General features: G+C 39.3%; 22 protein-coding genes and 1 riboswitch. Of the genes, 9 read left to right on the top strand and 13 right to left on the bottom strand.

Features of this window, described 5'->3' with window-relative positions; translation table 11 throughout:
* Positions 1-386: 386 nt before the first annotated feature.
* The 9 genes from GGQ60_RS04665 to GGQ60_RS04625 all read right to left on the bottom strand — a co-directional run bounded on the left by GGQ60_RS04665 (position 387) and on the right by GGQ60_RS04625 (position 8,633).
* Positions 387-719 carry a Dabb family protein gene (locus GGQ60_RS04665; RefSeq protein ID WP_183760338.1) on the bottom strand — a complete coding sequence of 111 codons (333 nt, stop codon included), beginning with the start codon at positions 717-719 and terminating at the stop codon, positions 387-389.
* A gap of 93 nt (positions 720-812) precedes the next feature.
* Positions 813-1,310 (bottom strand): glycine zipper domain-containing protein, encoded by a 498-nt coding sequence (locus tag GGQ60_RS04660; protein ID WP_183760336.1) that lies wholly within the window; start codon positions 1,308-1,310, stop codon positions 813-815.
* A 131-nt stretch (positions 1,311-1,441) separates the two neighbouring features.
* Positions 1,442-2,167: a Dph6-related ATP pyrophosphatase gene (locus tag GGQ60_RS04655; RefSeq protein ID WP_183760334.1), complete on the bottom strand. Its 726-nt coding sequence runs from the start codon at positions 2,165-2,167 to the stop codon at positions 1,442-1,444.
* Positions 2,157-2,843: an SIR2 family NAD-dependent protein deacylase gene (locus GGQ60_RS04650; RefSeq protein WP_183760332.1), complete on the bottom strand. Its 687-nt coding sequence runs from the start codon at positions 2,841-2,843 to the stop codon at positions 2,157-2,159. The genes GGQ60_RS04655 and GGQ60_RS04650 overlap by 11 nt, the downstream gene beginning before the upstream one ends.
* 6 nt (positions 2,844-2,849) lie before the next feature.
* The gene (locus GGQ60_RS04645) at positions 2,850-3,791 is read right to left on the bottom strand and encodes an ABC transporter substrate-binding protein (RefSeq protein WP_183760330.1); all 942 of its coding nucleotides are present in this window, start codon (positions 3,789-3,791) and stop codon (positions 2,850-2,852) included.
* A gap of 103 nt (positions 3,792-3,894) precedes the next feature.
* Positions 3,895-4,488, bottom strand: a complete 594-nt coding sequence (locus GGQ60_RS04640; RefSeq protein WP_183760329.1) for a DUF6580 family putative transport protein — start codon at positions 4,486-4,488, stop codon at positions 3,895-3,897.
* A gap of 37 nt (positions 4,489-4,525) precedes the next feature.
* Positions 4,526-6,394 (bottom strand): TonB-dependent receptor plug domain-containing protein, encoded by a 1,869-nt coding sequence (locus GGQ60_RS04635; RefSeq protein ID WP_183760327.1) that lies wholly within the window; start codon positions 6,392-6,394, stop codon positions 4,526-4,528.
* Between the two features lie 98 nt (positions 6,395-6,492).
* A riboswitch (cobalamin riboswitch) is annotated at positions 6,493-6,685 on the bottom strand.
* Positions 6,686-6,896: 211 nt separating this feature from the next.
* Positions 6,897-8,018, bottom strand: coding sequence for a magnesium/cobalt transporter CorA (corA, locus tag GGQ60_RS04630; RefSeq protein ID WP_183760325.1), 1,122 nt, complete (start codon positions 8,016-8,018; stop codon positions 6,897-6,899).
* Positions 8,019-8,021: 3 nt separating this feature from the next.
* Positions 8,022-8,633 carry a WbqC family protein gene (locus GGQ60_RS04625; RefSeq protein WP_183760323.1) on the bottom strand — a complete coding sequence of 204 codons (612 nt, stop codon included), beginning with the start codon at positions 8,631-8,633 and terminating at the stop codon, positions 8,022-8,024.
* A gap of 39 nt (positions 8,634-8,672) precedes the next feature.
* Here GGQ60_RS04625 and GGQ60_RS04620 point away from each other — a divergent pair, with 39 nt between their 5' ends.
* Together GGQ60_RS04620 and GGQ60_RS04615 are read left to right on the top strand one after the other, a co-directional pair.
* Positions 8,673-8,978 (top strand): hypothetical protein, encoded by a 306-nt coding sequence (locus GGQ60_RS04620; RefSeq protein WP_183760321.1) that lies wholly within the window; start codon positions 8,673-8,675, stop codon positions 8,976-8,978.
* Positions 8,979-8,997: 19 nt separating this feature from the next.
* Entirely contained in the window at positions 8,998-10,011 is a 1,014-nt protein-coding gene (locus GGQ60_RS04615) for a glycosyltransferase family 2 protein (protein WP_183760319.1), read from the top strand.
* 66 nt (positions 10,012-10,077) lie between these two features.
* Here the strand turns inward: GGQ60_RS04615 and aroQ are convergent, their stop codons facing one another.
* Positions 10,078-10,494 carry a type II 3-dehydroquinate dehydratase gene (gene aroQ, locus GGQ60_RS04610; protein ID WP_183760318.1) on the bottom strand — a complete coding sequence of 139 codons (417 nt, stop codon included), beginning with the start codon at positions 10,492-10,494 and terminating at the stop codon, positions 10,078-10,080.
* Between the two features lie 61 nt (positions 10,495-10,555).
* Between aroQ and xerD the strand changes: the two genes are divergently transcribed.
* Positions 10,556-11,455 (top strand): site-specific tyrosine recombinase XerD, encoded by a 900-nt coding sequence (gene xerD / locus GGQ60_RS04605; RefSeq protein WP_183760316.1) that lies wholly within the window; start codon positions 10,556-10,558, stop codon positions 11,453-11,455.
* 23 nt (positions 11,456-11,478) lie between these two features.
* Here xerD and prmC read toward each other — a convergent pair whose 3' ends face one another.
* Positions 11,479-12,381 carry a peptide chain release factor N(5)-glutamine methyltransferase gene (prmC, locus tag GGQ60_RS04600; protein WP_183760314.1) on the bottom strand — a complete coding sequence of 301 codons (903 nt, stop codon included), beginning with the start codon at positions 12,379-12,381 and terminating at the stop codon, positions 11,479-11,481.
* Positions 12,382-12,462: 81 nt separating this feature from the next.
* Here prmC and ribD point away from each other — a divergent pair, with 81 nt between their 5' ends.
* From ribD to GGQ60_RS04580, 4 genes are all read left to right on the top strand, one after another.
* Complete coding sequence (gene ribD, locus GGQ60_RS04595) at positions 12,463-13,518, top strand: bifunctional diaminohydroxyphosphoribosylaminopyrimidine deaminase/5-amino-6-(5-phosphoribosylamino)uracil reductase RibD (protein ID WP_183760312.1); 1,056 nt, start codon at positions 12,463-12,465, stop codon at positions 13,516-13,518.
* Positions 13,515-14,381 (top strand): EamA family transporter, encoded by an 867-nt coding sequence (locus GGQ60_RS04590; RefSeq protein ID WP_183760310.1) that lies wholly within the window; start codon positions 13,515-13,517, stop codon positions 14,379-14,381. Before ribD ends, GGQ60_RS04590 begins: the two co-directional genes overlap by 4 nt.
* On the top strand, positions 14,368-14,982 hold the full coding sequence (locus GGQ60_RS04585) for an IMPACT family protein (protein WP_183760308.1): 615 nt from the start codon (positions 14,368-14,370) through the stop codon (positions 14,980-14,982). Before GGQ60_RS04590 ends, GGQ60_RS04585 begins: the two co-directional genes overlap by 14 nt.
* 148 nt (positions 14,983-15,130) lie before the next feature.
* Positions 15,131-15,991, top strand: a complete 861-nt coding sequence (locus GGQ60_RS04580) for a nucleoside phosphorylase (RefSeq protein ID WP_183760306.1) — start codon at positions 15,131-15,133, stop codon at positions 15,989-15,991.
* 461 nt (positions 15,992-16,452) lie between these two features.
* Here the strand turns inward: GGQ60_RS04580 and GGQ60_RS04575 are convergent, their stop codons facing one another.
* Both GGQ60_RS04575 and GGQ60_RS04570 read right to left on the bottom strand, forming a co-directional pair.
* Positions 16,453-16,851, bottom strand: coding sequence for a DUF1398 domain-containing protein (locus tag GGQ60_RS04575; protein ID WP_183760304.1), 399 nt, complete (start codon positions 16,849-16,851; stop codon positions 16,453-16,455).
* A 3-nt stretch (positions 16,852-16,854) separates the two neighbouring features.
* Entirely contained in the window at positions 16,855-17,904 is a 1,050-nt protein-coding gene (locus GGQ60_RS04570) for an aldose epimerase family protein (protein WP_183760302.1), read from the bottom strand.
* A 76-nt stretch (positions 17,905-17,980) separates the two neighbouring features.
* On the opposite strand from GGQ60_RS04570, the gene GGQ60_RS04565 reads away from it, so the two are divergent.
* Together GGQ60_RS04565 and GGQ60_RS04560 are read left to right on the top strand one after the other, a co-directional pair.
* A complete protein-coding gene (locus tag GGQ60_RS04565; protein WP_183760300.1) occupies positions 17,981-19,147 on the top strand; it encodes a galactokinase in 1,167 nt (388 codons plus the stop codon).
* A 56-nt stretch (positions 19,148-19,203) separates the two neighbouring features.
* A complete protein-coding gene (locus GGQ60_RS04560) occupies positions 19,204-19,734 on the top strand; it encodes an RNA methyltransferase (protein ID WP_183760297.1) in 531 nt (176 codons plus the stop codon).
* Positions 19,735-19,740 lie beyond the last annotated feature (6 nt).

Raw genomic sequence — 19,740 nt, 5'->3', positions numbered from 1 at the left:
GATTTCTCCAACACGTTGCACTCCGGTCGAAATGACGAAAACTCATGGTAAAAACGAAAAGCCTGCTATGTGTAAACCTGTGGCTAAAGATCGTCCATTGGTTCATTTTGTTGGTGACGCGCGGATAACAGGGTTAAAAACCCTAGTCGTTGCGAATCGAAGCACGGTAATCTAGGCAGATGAAGCAATCTTTTACAAGAGTAGATAAAGGTTAAATTATAGAAACCTGGAGTAATAGATTTCTCCGCTACCTTACACTCCGCTAGAAATGACGAAACGCAGGAAAATTTCAGGTGATAAAAAAAGAAACGCAAAGAAAAACACAGGTTTCTCTTTGCGCATCTGCGATTAATATCATCTGGAAATCTTTGGCTAAATCCGATAGCTTAAACCGAAACTACCGTATCGTGAACAACAACCCTGTACCAGTTTTTAGAAAATTTTTCTACTGCGTCTAAATGCGTTTTATCTTCCTGGTAAGCATTATGATCGGCAATGTTTGCGAACGTTATGGTAAGCGAGTAAGTGAAAGAATTATCGGTAACGGGGCGTACCGGTGTATTGGCTGCTAAACCATAACTTAGACTTTTGATGTATTTAATGGATTTTAAACTCTCAAAAAAGTTAGCAAAGTCTGCTATTTCAGTTTTGGTAAGTTGTGGTTTTAACCAAAACATTACAAAGTGTTGGATCTGGCCTTTATCTGCAGTTTCTGTCATTGGGTATTTTTTTATGTAAATATATTAAACCTTTTTAATTGGGCATAAAAAAATCCCGATGTAAAATCGGGATTCCTTTTATCTTAAAAAAGCCTAGTTTTTAGGTTGCACACGGCCTGATTTCCTGTCTTCTCCTCTACCGATCAGATAACCGCCACCGGCACCAACCAATCCACCGATAATGGCACCTCTACCTTTTTTCTTATCGATTAAGGCACCACCCACAGCTCCTGCTGCTCCACCGATTACAGCTCCTTTTGCAGCATCACTCCAGCCTTTTTTCTTAGCTGTTGGCTGAGTACCACCATATGAACCACTTGAGCTACCACCAGAACTTGCATACGATCTTGATGACGCTGCACCTGCCCTTCTGGCTGCGGCTAATTCGGCCTGGCGTTTAGCTTCTTTTTCCTGTTCTACTTTAGCCGCTTCAGCTTTCTTAAAGCTATCTAACCGTAAACTGTCTTTTACTGCTTTAATAGCCATTTGTTTTTCTAACTGTTGTTGTTTTAATGCTGCTTCTTCTTTTTCCTTATTGTTACAAGCAAACATAACAGAACTTAATGCGATTACTACCAATATCTTTTTCATAACTTTAAATTTTAAATATGACGCCAGTTTAGCTACCTAACCATGCTAAACAGTTTCATTTTGAATGTGCGATTTAGTTAATTATGAATAGTAAAGAAAAAATGATGCCAAAATGTTTTAGAAAGAAAAAATTATTCTACCAAATCGGTATACCAAAAGCCGGAAAGTGCTGTTGAAACACAGGGAGAATCGTCATCCCGCCCTGCTTTTGCGGGTGTATTGTAAGTTCTGAAAACCTGCTCACCAACCGAAAAATTAATTTTCTTCCTGAAAACAGGCCCTTCAAATGCAAATGTATGAAACTCACCATTTTCTCCGCAGGGATCAATTTCCGGAGGGAGCTGATCAATCAGTTCCTCGTTGATTACTTTTCCACAAAAATCTTTTAAATGTTGCTGTGTACAAACAATGATGGTTTTATAGTTCAGGTTGATAAACTCACTGACCAGTTGCCTGGTATCTTTTTGCCATAGCGGAAAAATAGCCTCAATACCAATTTCGGCTAATTTGTTTTCGCGGTATAAACGCAAATCCTCCAAAAATATATCTCCGAAAATAGAATGGGTGATGCCTTCTTCCTTAAATTTCGAAAGATGCATTTTCATCGTATTATCGTAAGTCTCCATATCGGGCATTTCACCTAAACGGATCTGATACAAAGGAATGCCAATACTTTCAGCCTGCCTGATCAGCAAAGCTTCCCTTACACCGTGCATTGAAACGCGGTTGTATTTTTCGGTAACGGTTGTAATGAGGTAGCGGATTTCCAGCCCGGGATCCTGCAGGGCATAGTGAAGTGCCAGCGTACTGTCTTTACCACCGCTCCAGTTGAATATACAGATCTTTTTACCGGGCATTCAATAAAATTTCGTTAAGTTGGGCTACACCTTCAACGGCATTTTTTTCGATATTGATCACATTTTTATACCGTTTAACATCGGGTATACGCGGATCGATGATATATTTATCTACAATAGCGGGTACAAAATCAATTAATCCGGCTGCCGGATAAACGGCCAGTGAAGTACCAATGAGTACAAATATATCTGCCTGTTTACAAAGTTTTGCGGCAACTTCAATCATGGGTACCGCCTCGCCAAACCATACCACATGGGGCCTGAGCTGAGATCCCAATTCACATAAATCTCCCATTTTGATTTCTGTTCCCTGAATAGGGTACGTTAAATCGGGTCGTAGATCTGACTGCGATCTGGTAATTACGCCATGAAGATGGGTAACTTTTGTAGATCCTGCCCTTTCATGAAGGTCGTCGATATTTTGGGTAATGATTTCAACGTCAAAGTCTTTTTCGAGTGCAGCAAGTAACTGATGTGCCCGGTTAGGTTCGGCTGCTAAAACCTGGCGTCTTCTTTCGTTATAAAACTCCTGCACCAACTCCGGGTTTCTTTCCCAGGCCTCTGGTGTAGCTACATCATACACATTATATCCTTCCCACAAGCCATCAGCATCCCTGAAAGTCTTCAATCCGCTTTCGGCACTGATGCCTGCCCCTGTTAAAACAACTAATTTCATAAAATATTACACCGATTGGAGTGATTGAACAGACTGCGTGTAATTGATAAATTTCTTAGCGACATTTCCATCAGCTTTAAAGATTCGGGGATGGAACATGCAAGCTAAGGCTTCGATACCTTCTATCAAGGTTCCTATACTGGGCTGGGTAAACATATCAAAATCGGCAATATATACTTGGTTATTTTTTACTGCTTCGAGCGTTTCCCATCCGGCTTTCGCTGTAAGCAGGCTCATTTCTTCCAGGCTGCGTTTCTGATCAAAGCCGCAAGGTGCAATAACCAGAACCTCAGGATTATATTTCACAATCTTTTCCCAAGGAGTAACAATCGAATCGCCTGCAGGGTTCGAAAGCATATCTACCCCTCCGGCAGCGGCAATCTGGAAGGGAATCCAGTGTCCGCAATTGTATATTGGTTCTATCCATTCCATCAGCATCACCCGCTTTAAAGGAGATCGGTTTTCGCGTAATTGATCTAAAATCTGATCGGTTTTCTGCTGCAAACGGGCCAGGTAAGCAAAAGCGACTTCTTCCTTTCCCAATGCCCTTGCAATAGTGATGGCACATTCGAAAACATCCTGCAGGTTATTTGGCGAAAGCGGAACCAAAAGTGGCTGCTTGCTTAGTTTCATCACAGCCGTTTCGGTACAAACTGTATCAATATTACATACCTCACAGATATCCTGCGTAAAAACAACATCAGGTGCAATGCTTTCTAAAAGTGCATCATCTACCCAATACAGGCTTTTACCCTGCGCTTTGGATGCCGAAAAAATCCGGTCAATCTCTATACTGGAGTAGTTTTTACCTTCCAATATGCAACGCACTACCTTGGGCTGATCGGCTGCTTCTTTCGGGCATTCGAAGGTTACGCCATAGAGGTAATCCTGAAGGCCCATATCATAGATCATTTTGGTAGCAGCAGGTAAAAAGGAAACAACCTTCATTGGATGTAAAATGTATTAATTAAAAAAGTAATTAGTTATCTAAGATAAAAAAAATCCTCTTCTGAACTGAATCAAAAGAGGATTTCTATTTAAATCTGGTATTTTATACCGCTTGCGCTTCTAATTTTAATACCGGGTATTTAGCTTTTAAAATTTCGAAAGCACCAAAAAGTAAAGCCCCGTAAATAACGGTTCCTTCCAAGAACCTGATTTCGAATGGAATGGCTTTTACCAGGCAGCTCCAATAACCTGCTAAATCCTGGGTATAGGCCGGATTATTGATCCAAACACCTAAATCGGTAACCAACCAGTGAATAAGCACAATGCTTAATGTTGAGGCTAATAAATTTACCACATTTACATTTTTAAGCAGAATCCTGCCAACTAAAACCATTAAAGCAAAGGCAATATAGGTCCAATACCAGCCTTCGTATAAAAAAGAATCGCCGCTATATTTACTAAAAATAGTGGAGGCTAAAATAAAGTCGCTTAAAAACAAACTCAGTAACGGAAAAGCAAAAGCTTTGGCCTGATCTTTAAAATAGGCACCACCAAATAAAGCTACTGCCCCGATTGAGGAAAAATTAGCAAATTTCAATTCATCTGAATTAAATGTTATCAGCAAACGCAAGGCCGTAATTGCTAATATCATTAAGAGCAGTACTAAGTTACGGGGATTAAATTTTAAATGAGCCATTGTATTTTGGTTATTCGTTGAGCAAAGTTAATTTTTATTAGTGTATATTAAAAATTACACCGGTATTAAAATTGAAACCCATACTATTATAGCCGATAATCTCGTTGTATTTTTCGTTCAGGATGTTTTTGGCATCGAAGAACAATTTTACACGTTTTTTAGCCAAAGCATACTCTGCATAAGCATTTAACAATTGGTAAGCAGGCAGATTATCTACCGTATAAGTGGTAAAATTACCATCGTTACGTTTGCCAAAATAACGGAAATTGGTACTTACGTATAAATGATCTGTGGCCTGTGCACCTGCATTGATGCCAAAAGTATGTTTCGGTCTGCGGAAAAGATAATTGGCAACGGCATTATCTATAAAATTAAATTCGTTTCCTTCTACATAGGCATAGTACGCATTGATATTGAATACACCGAATTTAACTGCCGGCTCTACCTCGAATCCTTTGACTTTTTGGCTTACCTGGTTAATGTAACCGGTAGGATAAACATAAATAATGGCATCAGTTAAGTCGCGTTTGTAACCGGCTAAACGCAAGCTGAATTTGTCATCAGCAAAGCTAAAGTTAACACCAGCTTCGTAATTCTTTGATTTTTCGGGCTTCAGATCAAGATTGGCACCAAACTGGCCAAAAAGCATATTTAAGGTAGGCACTTTAAATGCTGTTGAAACCGTTCCGAATAATTTAATTTCTTTTATGATGTTGATACTTGGGGTAATTGAATAGGTATAGTTTTCGCCATATTGCTCATGTTTATTGTAACGTCCGCCAACTTCAAGGTTGAATACACTTAAATCGTGTAAGAACAATGATCCGTAGGCGGCAAAAATATTTGTTTCCGGTTTATTTGCTACTGATGATAATTTCAATACACGGTTATCGATACCTACCAATAAATCGAGTTTGTTGTTCAATTTTTGATTATAGAATAAATCCAGCAAAGATGCCCTTCCCTCGTTAAGGCTAGGATACTGGCTATGCGCATCGTTTCTTGTATTTTCGAAACTATAATTTAACGTTACTTTACCGGTAGCAAATTCATATTTCGCATTGGTACCCGCAGCAAAGTTTTTCAGGATAGAATAGTTGTTTGCATCGGCAAATGCGCCGCCGTCAAATTTATAATTACCGAAATAATAACGTACAAATGGATTAACCGAGAAATGATTGTCCAATTTGATACCGAAATTTGCATTTAAGGCATCGGTTTTAAAACCGTCTTTATCAAATTGGGCTGTGCTTCCTACTGGCGTTGCTGCTTCTGAAATCCCGTCGGTTTTGGCATGGGTATAATTGATGTTATAGGAAAACCCTTCAACACCACCATTTAAACCAATAGTTCCTTTATAAGTTTCGTAACTTCCTGCACTGGCCACACCATAAATGGTATTGCCTTTTGGACCACCTTTTTTAGTAATGATGTTGATTACTCCGGCAACGGCATCAGAACCATAAATGGTAGACTGTCCGCCTCTTAAAATTTCGATGTGATCGATCTGATCGATGGAAAGCAATCTTAAATCGAATGCACCACCGTTTCCTGATGGATCGTTCTGCACAATACCATCAATTAAAACAACAGCATAGGCACTTCCCGCCCCCCTGAAAAAAACCGATTTGTTCAGTCCGGGGTTGCTGCTGGCGCCGGCTACAATAATTCCAGCCTGCTCGCTGATGAGTTCCGGTAACGATTTACCATTGCTGCGTTCCAACACCTCTCTACTGATGATGCTGACCACCTTACCGGTTTGTGATTGTTTTTGATCGTTTTTAGTGGCAGAAATGACCACGTCTTTAAGCTGCAAAGTGTCTTTTTGCTGCGCGTTAGCCCATTGGCTAATCATTAGCTGTACCACGCCTAAACCGGCGGCTGCTAAAATTGTTTTTTTGTTCATTTTTGATGGTTAGTTTTACCTATAGCCAACAGATTGTAAAAGAAATGAAAATACGTAAACGTTAAGTACTTCAACTCCAGCTTCAATCCACGAAAGCTATGAAATTAATGCTAAAGGCAGGTCTTCTGACTTACTCCCGGTTTTCTGCCTTCCCATCCCAACATGTCGGGACAGTGGCGAAAGAATAGAAAAACCGTTACAGAGCTTACAGCTGCGGGACAGTTACAGATTTACACTGTATTCCCTTTTAATCCCGGTTGTAAGCCGGGAACCAAAAGCGCCGCAAAGGTAAGAAAAAGTGTTACAATATAAAATCTGTTGAATTTGTTTGTGCAGTTAGGTATAACCTATGCACCTCTATCATCGAAGATGTAAGCTGATGAGCTTGATTTAAAGCACGATTCCTCCATTAATTTCCCCCTTTATGCCTCATCCGGGACATAAAGGGTGTTATGACGAATCTACCCGACTTAACTACCACATTTTAAATGCTTTATAAGCACTATTTGAACCATCCTTTGCGCCAAAAATAGATCACCTGTAAAATTGCAATCAGCACCATCACTCCCCAGGTATATAAATAACCATGTGGTGCATACAATTCAGGCATATTATCTTTCAGTATCTTTCCTGTAGCCGGATCTTCCCTGCTAAAATTCATCCCGTAAATCCCTGCAATAAAGGTTAATGGGATAAATATGGATGATATAATGGTCAACACCTTCATAATTTCGTTCATCCGGTTACTGATGATCGATAGATTCATATCAATATTGGCCGATGCAATCTCTTTTAAAGATTCAATAAAGTCTATAATCTGAATGCAATGATCGTAAGCATCTTTCATATAGGTTTTGGTCAGATCAGATATTAATGGGCTATCGGTGCGGATAATATCGTTCAATTTATCCCTTTCCGGCCAGGCTACCTTCCTGATGGTAATCAACGATCTTTTAATGGCCTGTGTATCATACATGATCCTTTTATCAGGATGATCGTATAACCGGTCTTCAATTGCATCCAATTCTTCTCCCCAAAAATTCAAAAGCGCAAAATAGTTATCTACAATTACATCCATAATGGCGTACATTAAATAACTGCTACCACCAATACGGATGTTGCCCTTCCCTATTTCCAACCGTTTTCTTACCGGCTCAAAACAATCAGCGTAAGTTTCCTGAAAAGTAATTAATGTACGTTCTGACAAGATAAAAGAGATCTGATCATTGCAGAGCATATTATCATCGCTTAAATATAAATGCCTGCTTACCGAAAAAATGTATTTATCATTATCGTATTCATCCAGCTTTGGCCGCTGATAAGAACTGGTGATATCTTCAAGCACAAGCCTGCTGATGTCGAGCTTTGCATACAGGGTTTCAAAGATATTGGGGTCAGCCAGGCCTTTGATATCGAACCAGTAATAGAAATCTTTATCCTCAACCAGTTTATCGATGTTATTGATGTTTTCCAGTTCAGTTTTCTTATAGCTCTTTTCATTGTAGGCGTGCAATACAATGATTGGTTTTAACGCATCTTCATCAATGGCATACAAGCCCGGACTGGTGCCTGGCGCCGGAACTCTATAGTGTTTATGACGGTTACGTGGCTTGTTTTTTCCCATATCTTACAAATATAGCCGGGCCTGAGGGCCCTGGTTAAATAACAGATCAACTATGCTTAAGTTGCGTAAAAATTGATGTCTATCTTCAAAAACCTGATAATATGGCTTATTGTTTACAATATCTTCCTGTTTTTTAGGGTTCATGGCTGAACGAAAATCCAGTTCTGGTTTGATATCGTCAAAATATTCGCCTGTTACATTAAAACTTTTGTTCAATTTTATTTTTTTGTTCAGCCACTCTAAAAGCTCAAGGTTATAATCGAACAGGAAATCGAACTTTTTGGTATAAAAATGCGACAGTTCATCTTCGTAAAATTCGAAATAAGCAGAACTCCTGTAACAGCTTTCTAAACTTAACCAATGCAAACGTTGCCAGTTAAAACCATAACTGATGCGCACATCCTTCATTTTAGTATGCACCTTCGAACCTTTAACCACCGGCACAGTAATATCCAGTTTGCCATTGGGCGAATAAATACTGGCCCGGTTGCGGTAAGTCTGCTTGGCGAAATGTTCATGTTTTTCAATTAAGAAATCCTCTGCCAGGTTTTGCAATAAACTAAAATAACCTACCGGTGGAAGATAAAATAATGGAAGTATAGCTGTATTCTGCATTTGAAAATTTATGTTTGTAGCTGAAACGTTTTAAAAATAATGATTAAAAGAGGGATTCCGCAAGTTGGCATATTTTTTCTATACCTGTTATTGCCCCTCTCCCTGCCTTTGCGCTTTATTTTTGCAAGATTACTATATTATCTGCTTTATTACATAACTGGCTACCAAAAAAAAGTTACCAGGAAGCGTTTAACCCAATCTTTCCCGGAAATACCTGCTGTTGAAATAAAAGCAACAGAAAAAAATTTCCCAAGAAAGAAGAAACCGAATATTTCGCATTTATTTTTAGAAAACATTATAAAAAGAACAGCTTCAACACTGGCTGTAGCGCCATTAGTGCTGTAAATTAAACCCGGATAAAAGAATGAACCCATCAGTAGCCATTGTAATTTTAAACTGGAATGGAAAAGCATATTTAAAGCAGTTTTTACCAGGAATTTTGCTTTCTGAATATGATAACCTGCAGATTATTGTAGGCGATAATGCTTCAACAGATGATTCGGTTTCATTTTTACAGGAGAATTTCCCGACTGTTAAAATTATCCACAACGACAGGAATTACGGTTTTGCAGGAGGTTATAACAAGGTTTTGGAACGTGTAGAGGCCGATTATTTTATTCTGCTCAATTCGGATGTGGAAGTAAGCCCAAACTGGATCAAACCCGTTATTCAACTAATGGAAAGTGACACAAAGATTGCAGCAGCACAGCCTAAAATTAAATGGCAATTGAACAAAAATCAGTTCGAATATGCAGGAGCTGCCGGGGGTTACCTGGATATTTACGCTTTTCCTTTCTGCCGAGGAAGGCTTTTTAATGTTTATGAGCTAGATAACGGTCAGTATAATGAACAGCAAGAGGTTTTTTGGGCGAGTGGTGCAGCCTTTTTTATCAAAAGCAAATGTTGGAGAGAAGCTGGTGGCCTGGATGCCGATCTTTTCGCCCACATGGAGGAAATAGACCTGTGCTGGCGATTAAAAAACCTGGGCTACAAAATTATGTATTGTCCGGATGCCGAAGTATACCATGTTGGCGGCGGGACTTTACAAACCGAAAATCCATTTAAAACATACCTTAATTTCAGGAACAACCTCATCATCATGCAGAAAAACCTCCCTGCAGGCGACGCTGTTTTCAGGATTACCATTCGCATGTTTATCGATTTTATCGCCTGGTGGCACTTTCTGCTTACCGGAAAACCTAAATTCACCATGGCTGTAAGCAAAGGCCACTGGCATTTCCTTAAATCTTTATCAAAAACTAATAAAAAGCGTAAAATAGCCCAAAAAGATTATGCCAAACATACCGGGGTATATAATAACAGTATTGTTTGGGCATTCTTTATCAGGAAAATTAAATATTTTTCGAATTTGACCTAGATTCTCTCTTCATCAAATGGTCTCAGATGGTAGTATTCACCAGCTATAATACGGGTTTAGATTCACTTAAATCAGCAAACTTTCGATAGCCAGGCGGTAACCTTTTATGCCAAAGCCTGTTAAAACACCCTGGCAGTTTTTGCCTGTCAGCGAAACATGACGGTACTCTTCGCGGGCATAGATATTAGAAATATGTACTTCAACAACAGGGGTTTTAATGGCAGCTATAGCATCTGCAATGGCAACTGAAGTATGTGTATAACCACCGGCATTTAATACAACTCCATCGTAACTAAAGCCAACTTCGTGCAATTTATTAATGATTTCGCCTTCTACATTACTTTGAAAATATTCAATTTCTATCTGAGGATACACCGTTTTTAACTCTTTTATATAATCCTCGATACTGGTATTTCCATAAATAGATGGCTCGCGAACCCCCAATAAGTTTAAATTTGGCCCGTTAATAATTTGTAGTTTCATGGTCTGTTGTAACGTTAAATGTTGTAACGTTGCAATGTTATAAAAAATCTCAAATAAAAGCATGCTTTGGCCATCATATATTAAAGGATTTAAGTCGTATTTAAAACTGGAAAAGTCGTTATCGCGAAATTCTGTAGAGGCATACCTGAATGACGTTGATAAGCTTGCCCAGTATTTTAAGTCGGTTAACGAAACACCCAAACTAACCGATATTACCATAACGCACCTAAAATCTTTTATTTCGTGGTTAAACGAACTGGGTATGCTAGCAAGCACGCAGGCAAGGGTAATATCAGGGCTGAAGGCTTTTTTCTCCTTTCTCCTGCTTGAAGATGTGATTACCGATGATCCAACAGCATTATTGGAGGCGCCTAAATTGAGCAGAAAACTACCTGATACACTGAATATTCATGAGATTAACGAACTTATCGCCACCATTGATGCCTCGAAACCTGAAGGGATGCGCAACAAGGCCATTATAGAAGTATTGTACGGCTGTGGCTTACGCGTAACCGAGTTAACTGAATTAAGGATCTCGGGTCTTTTTCCTCAGATCGAGTTTATCAAGGTAATCGGGAAAGGTAATAAAGAACGCCTGGTACCCATTGGCAGCACAGCATTAAAATTGCTCGATATTTATATTAATGAGGTACGTGTGCATACAAATATTAAAAAGGGGCATGAAGATTTTATATTTTTAAACCGCTTTGGGGCCAAACTTTCGCGTATTACTATTTTTAACCTGATTAAAAGTCTTGCAGTTGCCAGCGGATTAAAAAAAACAATTAGTCCGCATACACTCAGGCATTCATTTGCAACACATTTAATTGAAGGTGGCGCCGATTTACGTGCAGTACAGGAGATGCTGGGCCATTCGAGCATTACCACCACAGAAATTTATACCCATATAGACCGCGATTATCTAAGAGAGGTGATTACACAATTTCATCCAAGGGCTTAGTTTTGGTCAAGGTTCATTGCTGATTACACTTTATCATTACACAGCACCCCTCCTCCATTAAACACTGCTTTGATCATCCGGTCTTTTCCCTGCATATCTTTTCTTAATTGAATATTTTTAAAGCCTTTATTAGCCATCATCTCAACTGTTTCTTCACCTAAATATTCGTTGATTTCAAAAAAGAGCTCTCCCCCGGGATTTAAATTTGTTTTAGCAAAATCAGCTATCGCCTTATAAAAAATCAATGGATTTTTGTCGCTAACAAACAAGGCCAAATGAGGCTCGTGCATTAGGACATTGTTATGCATTTCGCTTTTCTCTAAATCCCTGATATAAGGAGGATTGCTTACTATTATATCAAATTTTTCTTCAGATTTAAATGCTAAAATATCTGCTGTTATAAAATCGATTTCGACCCCGATTTGCCGGGCATTTTCTTGTGCAATGGCAATAGCTTCAGTAGAAATATCCAGTGCAGATACCTTTGCATTTGGAAGGTGTCTTTTAAGCGTTATCGGGATACAACCAGATCCCGTTCCAATATCAAGTACACGAAGCTTTTTAGGCCCTCCAAAACTATTAGCTGAACCTTGTTGACTGTAAACTGAAATGATCCATTCAACCAGCTCCTCTGTTTCGGGCCTTGGTATGAGTACATTTTCGTTGACTTTAAAAACCAGCCCATAAAAATGGGCTTCCTCTAAAATGTGTTGAATAGGCTTACCGGTCTGGAGGTCGTTCAGGATACTTAAAAGCTTTTGCGTATTGATGAAACTTAAGGTTTCGTCCTTATGCATCATCAACTTAGCAGGAGGCAAAGCCAAAACCTGCTCAGCAGCAAGGCTAAATAAGGCTTTTGCCTCGTCACTTTCGTATAAAGGTGAAAGTTCTAATCTGTAATGCTCCTCGAGTGTTCCTATGTTCATGAACAGCAAAATTACTTATTTGAGATGATAACAAATCTGTTTTGATAAGCCTATGACTCTTTTTTTACTACTTTTGCCCTAATGAGCGATGAATTCTATATAAAACGCTGTTTAGAGTTAGCCCTGCTAGGTATGGGCCATGTAAGTCCAAATCCAATGGTAGGCTGCGTAATCGTGTTAAACCACAAGGTTATCGGTGAAGGTTATCACCAGGCATACGGACAAGCACACGCAGAACCCAATACAGTTAAAGCTGTGTTTGATCGATACGGGCATGAGGCTGAGGCCATGCTAAAACAGGCAACTGCTTACGTAAGTCTCGAGCCTTGTGCACATTTTGGTAAAACCCCGCCATGCGCCGATCTTTTTGTAAAACACCAGATTAAAAAAGTAGTTATCGGCAATAGAGATCCTTTTTCAAGTGTTGATGGCAAAGGCATCGAAAAGCTTAAAAATGCAGGAATTGAAGTATTAACCGGCGTTTTAGAAGATGAATGCCGCTACCTTAACAGAAGGTTTTTCACCAGGATACAACAGCAAAGGCCATACATTATTTTAAAATGGGCCGAAACAGCTAATGGTTATTTTGCAACGAAAGGTGGCCAACAAAAGTGGATAACCGGCGCTTTAGCCAAACGGTTGGCACATCAATGGCGCACAGAGGAAGATGCCATCCTGATCGGAAAACAGACGGCGATTACAGATAATCCGCAATTAACGGCACGGGAATGGCCAGGTAAAAACCCTATCCGCTTAGTGATCGATAAAAACCTGCAGGTACCACTATCCAATCACATTTTCAATACTGAAGCAAAAACCATCATTTTTAACGAAATTAAAACCGATATCATTGGTCATGTCCAGTATATACAAATGGAAGACATGCAATTTTACCTGGCGCAAAAAATTGCATTTCAACTCTATTTAATGGATATACAATCTGTAATAATTGAAGGCGGCGCAAATATCCTGAACCAGTTTTTATCCTCCAACCTGTGGGATGAAGCGCGCATCTTCAGCTCATCAGAAAGCTGGATGGAGGGCATTCCTTCACCCGTCATAAACGGAAATCTTAAAGAGCAGGTTCAGATTGGAAACGATCAACTATCTATCTATATAAACAACATAAATAAATGATATACATTATTTTAAGTATTTGCTGCAGCGTTACGGTTGCCATATTATTAAAATTGGCAAAGCGGTACCAGATCAGTATTATACAGGCAGTTACCGTTAACTACCTCGCTGCACTAACCTTATGTTCTCTTTTTTTTAAACCCGATTTAAAACTGGTTACCACCAGTGCACCATGGCCAGTCTATATTACATTGGCTGTACTATTACCCTCAATTTTCTTATTCCTTGCCGCATCGGTTAAAAACCTTGGTATTGTTAAAACTGATATTGCCCAACGCTTATCGCTTTTTATCCCCATATTAGCCGCTTACTTTATTTTTAAAGAAGATTTTAACCAATTTAAAATCATTGGTTTAGTTATTGGTTTCGCCGCAATTATTTTAACTTTTTTGCGCAAACAGGATCAGAAAGACGGAAAAGGAAATTTACATTATCCAATAATGGTTTTTGTGGGCTTTGGGCTAATTGATGTTCTTTTTAAACAGATTGCCTTATACAAAGAATTACCTTATACCACCTCACTTTTCACCGTTTTCTGCCTGTCGTTCGTTGTATCCCTGCTCATTGTGATCATTCTGCTCATTTCGGGCAAAATTAAATTACAATTGGTTAATATAGTTTGCGGACTTATTTTGGGCTTTTTTAACTTCGGGAATATCCTTTTTTACCTGAAAGCACACAAGGCATTTGCAGAAAACCCGTCTACAGTATTTGCCGCCATGAACTTAGGTGTGATCATCGCAGGTACACTGATCGGCGTACTTGCCTTTAAAGAAAAATTAAGTAAACTAAATTATGTGGGAATAGTTTTGGCTATCGCTGCTGTAATCTTTATAACATTATCACAGCATGTTGTTCGATGACACCTATAAAACCATTGGAAGTGTCTCAGAAGGCATATTTCGAGATAAAGGCAGCAAGTTTATGGCTTTTGCCTATCCAATCAGCAGTGAAGAAGAAGTAAAACCGATTATTGCCTCCCTGCGTGCCGCTCACGCAAAAGCCAATCATTTCTGTTACGCATACCGCTTAACACCAAACCGGTCGGTTTTTAGGGTAAATGATGATGGCGAACCTTCCGGTACCGCTGGCAGGCCAATTTTAAACTGCCTGTTGTCAGAAGACATTACCAACATTCTGATTGTAGTAGTCCGTTATTTTGGCGGCACTTTATTGGGTGTACCAGGTTTAATTAATGCGTACAAAAATGCCAGTATAGAGGCGATTAAAGCTTCGAAAATCATTAACAAAACCGTAAATGATGTGTATGAGGCCCATTTTGAATATCTGCAGATGAATGCAGTAATGAAATTGAGCAAAGAAGAAAATTTACATATTCTGGTACAAAATTTTGATACCGATTGCATTTTAAAATTTGAAGTCAGAAAAGCGCAACTCAATCAGGTTTTAAGTAAATTTGATAAAATGGAAGGTGTTAAACTAAAATACCTCTGTACGATGTAATCACCATAGTTACCGATCTGTGTTGATCTGCGAAACAACAGCCTGCAAACAAGGAGAGCAGATCAAAATTAATTACCACAGATAAACAGGATCAACACAGTTAAACCTGTATTTCATGAGCGGAATCTGTGGGCAAAAACAATCAAATATGAAGATATCCGAAAGCGACCTAATTATCAACCCTGATGGCAGTATTTACCACTTAAATCTTCTGCCTGAAGATATTGCCGAAACGGTAATTACCGTTGGCGATCCAGACCGTGTGGGCGAAGTGAGCAAATACTTTGACCAGGTGGAGTTAAAAAAAGGTAAACGCGAATTTATTACCCATACCGGTTTTGTAGGCAAAAAGCGGTTAACAGTACTCTCAACGGGCATCGGAACAGATAATATCGATATCGTTTTTAATGAACTTGATGCTTTGGTAAACATCGATTTCGAAACCCGTGAAATTAAAAAAGAACTAACCAGTTTAACTATTGTCCGTATAGGTACTTCCGGTGCCGTGCAACCTGATATCCCCATGGGAACCCTTTTGGCATCGTCGCATGGCCTGGGCATGGATGCCCTGATGAGTTATTACCAACAACAATTATCAGGCGATGAACAGCTTTTAATGAATGATATAAAAGCGCATTTCGGACACCTGGAAAACATTAATCCTTATTTAACAGCAGCAGATGATACCTTGCTAAACACCATTGGAAAGGATATGCATCAGGGTATAACGATTACAGCTCCAGGCTTTTACGCGCCGCAGGGCAGGCTGGTGAGGGCAAAAAATGCAGTTCCTGATTTTATTTCATTAATTAATAGTTTTAGGAGCAACCGGCGCCGCATTACCAATTTAGAAATGGAAACAGCCGGTATTTATGCTTTGGCTAAAGTTTTAGGTCACAAAGCACTTTCGGTTAATGCCATCCTGGCCAGCAGGGTTAATTTTGAATTTAGCAGCAATCCCAATAAAATGGTGGAACAGGCCATTAAAACAGTGCTGGAAAGGATTTAATTAAAGCAGGGTTATCAAAACGTTCACTTCGGTAGGGATAACGGTCATGCTGTGGTTGATACAAAGATGATTGCAGCCAATAATAAGGTTCACATTTTTTGTAAAAAATGAGCTGTATCTTCAGTATGGTCATCCCGAAAGATAATTTATTTAATAAAAATCAATATAAATGACGACCCTCCCACGGGTCGTCATTTCGAGCGGAGTGCAATGCAGTCGAGAACCACAGAGTGCTCAGCGAAGCTAAATCTATCTCTATGGATTTCTCCATTTCGCTACCGATGAAAAATCGGCACGCTCCAGTTGAAATGACGATCCTTCTATAGAACCTGTTAATGGTATCTTGTCGAAGGACCTTTTTTAAAATACCTTAAAGGCGTTTCGATACTTCGTCAAACCTCAGTAAAGGCTAGCTCAATGTGACAAATTGGAGATGAAATTAAAAGCGATACAACCTATTTTTATTTTACAGAAGGTATTTTCTCCTTTACCAGTTCATTTCCTTCTGCATCCAGGTAAGTGCAGGTCATTTCTTCCAGGTCAGTTACCCATTTCTCTACGCCGGCATCTGCAGCCTGTTTACAAAAGGTAAAATAATCTGTTTCGCCCTGTTGATGTACTTTTAACGCATGTTCCAGCTTACCGGCCGACGATTCTTCATTAATAATCAGATCGGGATATTCATCAGGGCTGGCTTGAAGGGCATTGTCTTCGTCATCAAAATAGATCGATAAACCATTGCTAACATAAACATCGTTCCGTTTAACACCCAGCTCCTTAATTTCTTTTATAAACTCAGGAAAGTCTGCACCAGTCTTAATTTTTAATTCAGCTGCCCGGATGTCTTCAATCGTAAACATAATTTATTTGTTTAATGAAACTTTATAAATGGTTGTTTGTGTATACAGGTCATCTGGCCTTAACACTGTACTTGGAAATGCCGGAATATTAATCGCATTGGGGTGATGTTGTGTTTCTACACAAAATGCCTCAAAATTGCCATAATCTCTTCCACCCTTGCCATTTTTTACCGCTAAATACTTCGAGGTATACAAGTGCGCTACGGGTTCTGTTGTGTACACACTTAAAACTAAACCGCTTTCGGCCTCAATTGTTTTGGTTGCCAATGATAAATCCCCGTAAGTTTTATCCAGTACAAAGGTTTGGTCGTAACCTTCTTCTTCATTCCAATCCTGCCCAATTGGCTTTAATTTGGTAAAATCAAGCGCAGTTCCCTCAACAGGGATCAGTTTACCGGTTACCGAATAATTATCATCCTGCTCTAGATAGTGTGATGCAAAGATTTGCTGTTGATGGTTTTTTATATTACCACCATTAGGAGCCAGGTTAAAATAACCATGATGCGTTAAATTAATAGCTGTAGCCTTATCGGTCTCTGCCTCATAGCTTAAAATCAATTCGTCATTTTCGGTCAGTTCGAAAGTCAGATCGATGATCAGGTTACCGGGAAAATTTTCTTCACCGTCAACACTTTCATACTGCATGGTAACTGATGGTTGCGGTCCATCACCAATCTCGATAATATCCCAAACCTTTTTATCAAAACCCTCTATCCCACCATGCAAAGTATCCGTTCCCGCATTTTGCACCAGCTGATAATTCTCGCCATCAATGGTGAAATTTCCATTTTTAATGCGATTGGCATAACGTCCTACTACTGCACCTAAGTAAGGATAGCTGCTTAAATAAGCCGGGTTAAGGTATTCCTCAAAAGTATCGAAACCAAGTACGATATCCTGCTTTTCGCCTTTCGCATTTTCGACAATAAATTTGTTGATGATTGCACCATAATTAAATAATTTAACATAAGTGCCTTTACTATTGGTTAGTTCGATTGCGATAACTTCTTCGCCATTAATAATTTTTCCGGTGGGTATTTGCTGAACGCTCATAAATTGTAACTTAGGGCTTTTGTTTCCTAAACAAACATACTATTATTAATGATTTTAATAAATATATTTTAGCCAAATGGACATTAACCTTAAGGAAAAATTTGCTGCTCTCTACCATAAAGATCCCGATGCCATTTACTTCACTCCAGGACGCGTTAACCTCATTGGCGAACACATCGATTATAACGGAGGTTTGGTAATGCCCTGTGCCATTACCCTTGGTACATGGGTGGCCATAGCTCCTAATCACGATAACAAATTCAGGTTTAAAAGCTTAAATTTCGAAATTGAAACAGTGGTTGAAAGCAATGTTTTAACTGATAAGAACGGAGGCATATGGGCCAATTATCCGATCGGGGTAATCAACGAATTTATTAAAGACGGAAAAGAATTTAGCGGGATCGATTTCCTTTTTTATGGAAACATTCCGATCGGATCTGGTCTTTCTTCTTCTGCATCGATCGAAATCGCCACCGCTTATGCATTGAACAGTTATTTTAACCTGGGTTACGATAAATTGGCGCTGGTGAAAATTGCCAAAAATGTAGAAAATAAATTTATTGGCCTTAATTCGGGAATTATGGACCAATTTGCAGTAGCTTTTGGCGAGAAAAACAAAGCCATTGTACTGGATTGTGAAACCTTAAAATACAAAATGGTTGATGTATACCTGGGCAATTACGTTCTGGTGATCATCAATACCAATAAACCGCGCGAGCTGGCCGATTCGAAATATAATGAGCGCGTAGCCGAATGTCAAACAGCACTCCAACAGTTAAACCAAGAAATTAGACTTGATTATCTTTGCGAATTGAATGCTGAAAAATTTGCCCTTCATAACCATTTAATCACGGATAAGGTCATTTTAAACCGTGCTACTCATGTGGTTAAAGAAAATGACCGGGTTCATTTAGCTGCAAAAGCTTTAAATAGTGGGAATCTGGAAGAGTTTGGCCGCTTGATGTATGCTTCACACGAATCTTTAAAAACCTTGTATGAGGTAAGCGGAAAAGAACTGGATACTATTGTAGATTTTTGTAAGGATTATCAGGCTGTGATCGGTGCACGCATGACCGGCGCCGGCTTTGGTGGCTGTGCCATTGCTTTATTGGAGAAAGGCTACGAAGAAGACTTTGCAAAACGCCTCACAGCTTATTATACTGATAGAATAGGTTATCCTGCTACCATTTACGTTAGTGAAATTGGTGATGGCCCGCATTTAATAACAGATACGTATCAGTAAACACCGACCAAAATATACCCCATTGGTGTATCAAGCCGTGTAATGCTTTTAAAATAATGAGAAAATTAAAATTAGACGAGTTAAACCGTCCGGATATCGAAGAGTTTAAAGCACAGGAAAAGCTGCCTGTTGTGGTGGTTTTGGATAATGTGCGCAGCATGCACAATGTAGGGTCGATATTCCGCACTGCAGATGGTTTTGCACTCGAAAGGGTCATCCTCTGCGGAATTACCGCACAACCGCCCCACCGCGAAATAGAAAAAACAGCTTTGGGAGCCACACAATCGGTTGATTGGATCCATTATGCGGATACTTTACAGGCTGTTGAAGCATTAAAGGAACTGGGTTATGAAATTGTTGCTATTGAACAGGCAGAAAACAGTACCATGTTAAATACTTTCAACCCCGATCCCCATAAAAAATATGCGTTAATATTCGGCAATGAAGTTGATGGCGTAAGCGATGAGGTTATGGCTAAAATAGATGAATGTATTGAAATTCCACAATTCGGCACCAAACATTCATTCAATATTGTAATTTCTGCAGGCATTGTATTCTGGGATTTCTTTGCTAAATTGAGGCTGTAAGCGCAC

The sequence above is a fragment of the Pedobacter zeae genome (genome assembly GCF_014196715.1).
GTDB lineage: Bacteria > Bacteroidota > Bacteroidia > Sphingobacteriales > Sphingobacteriaceae > Pedobacter > Pedobacter zeae.
Note: the sequence above shows the minus strand (reverse complement) of the source record. Positions and strands in the feature narration are given on the sequence as shown.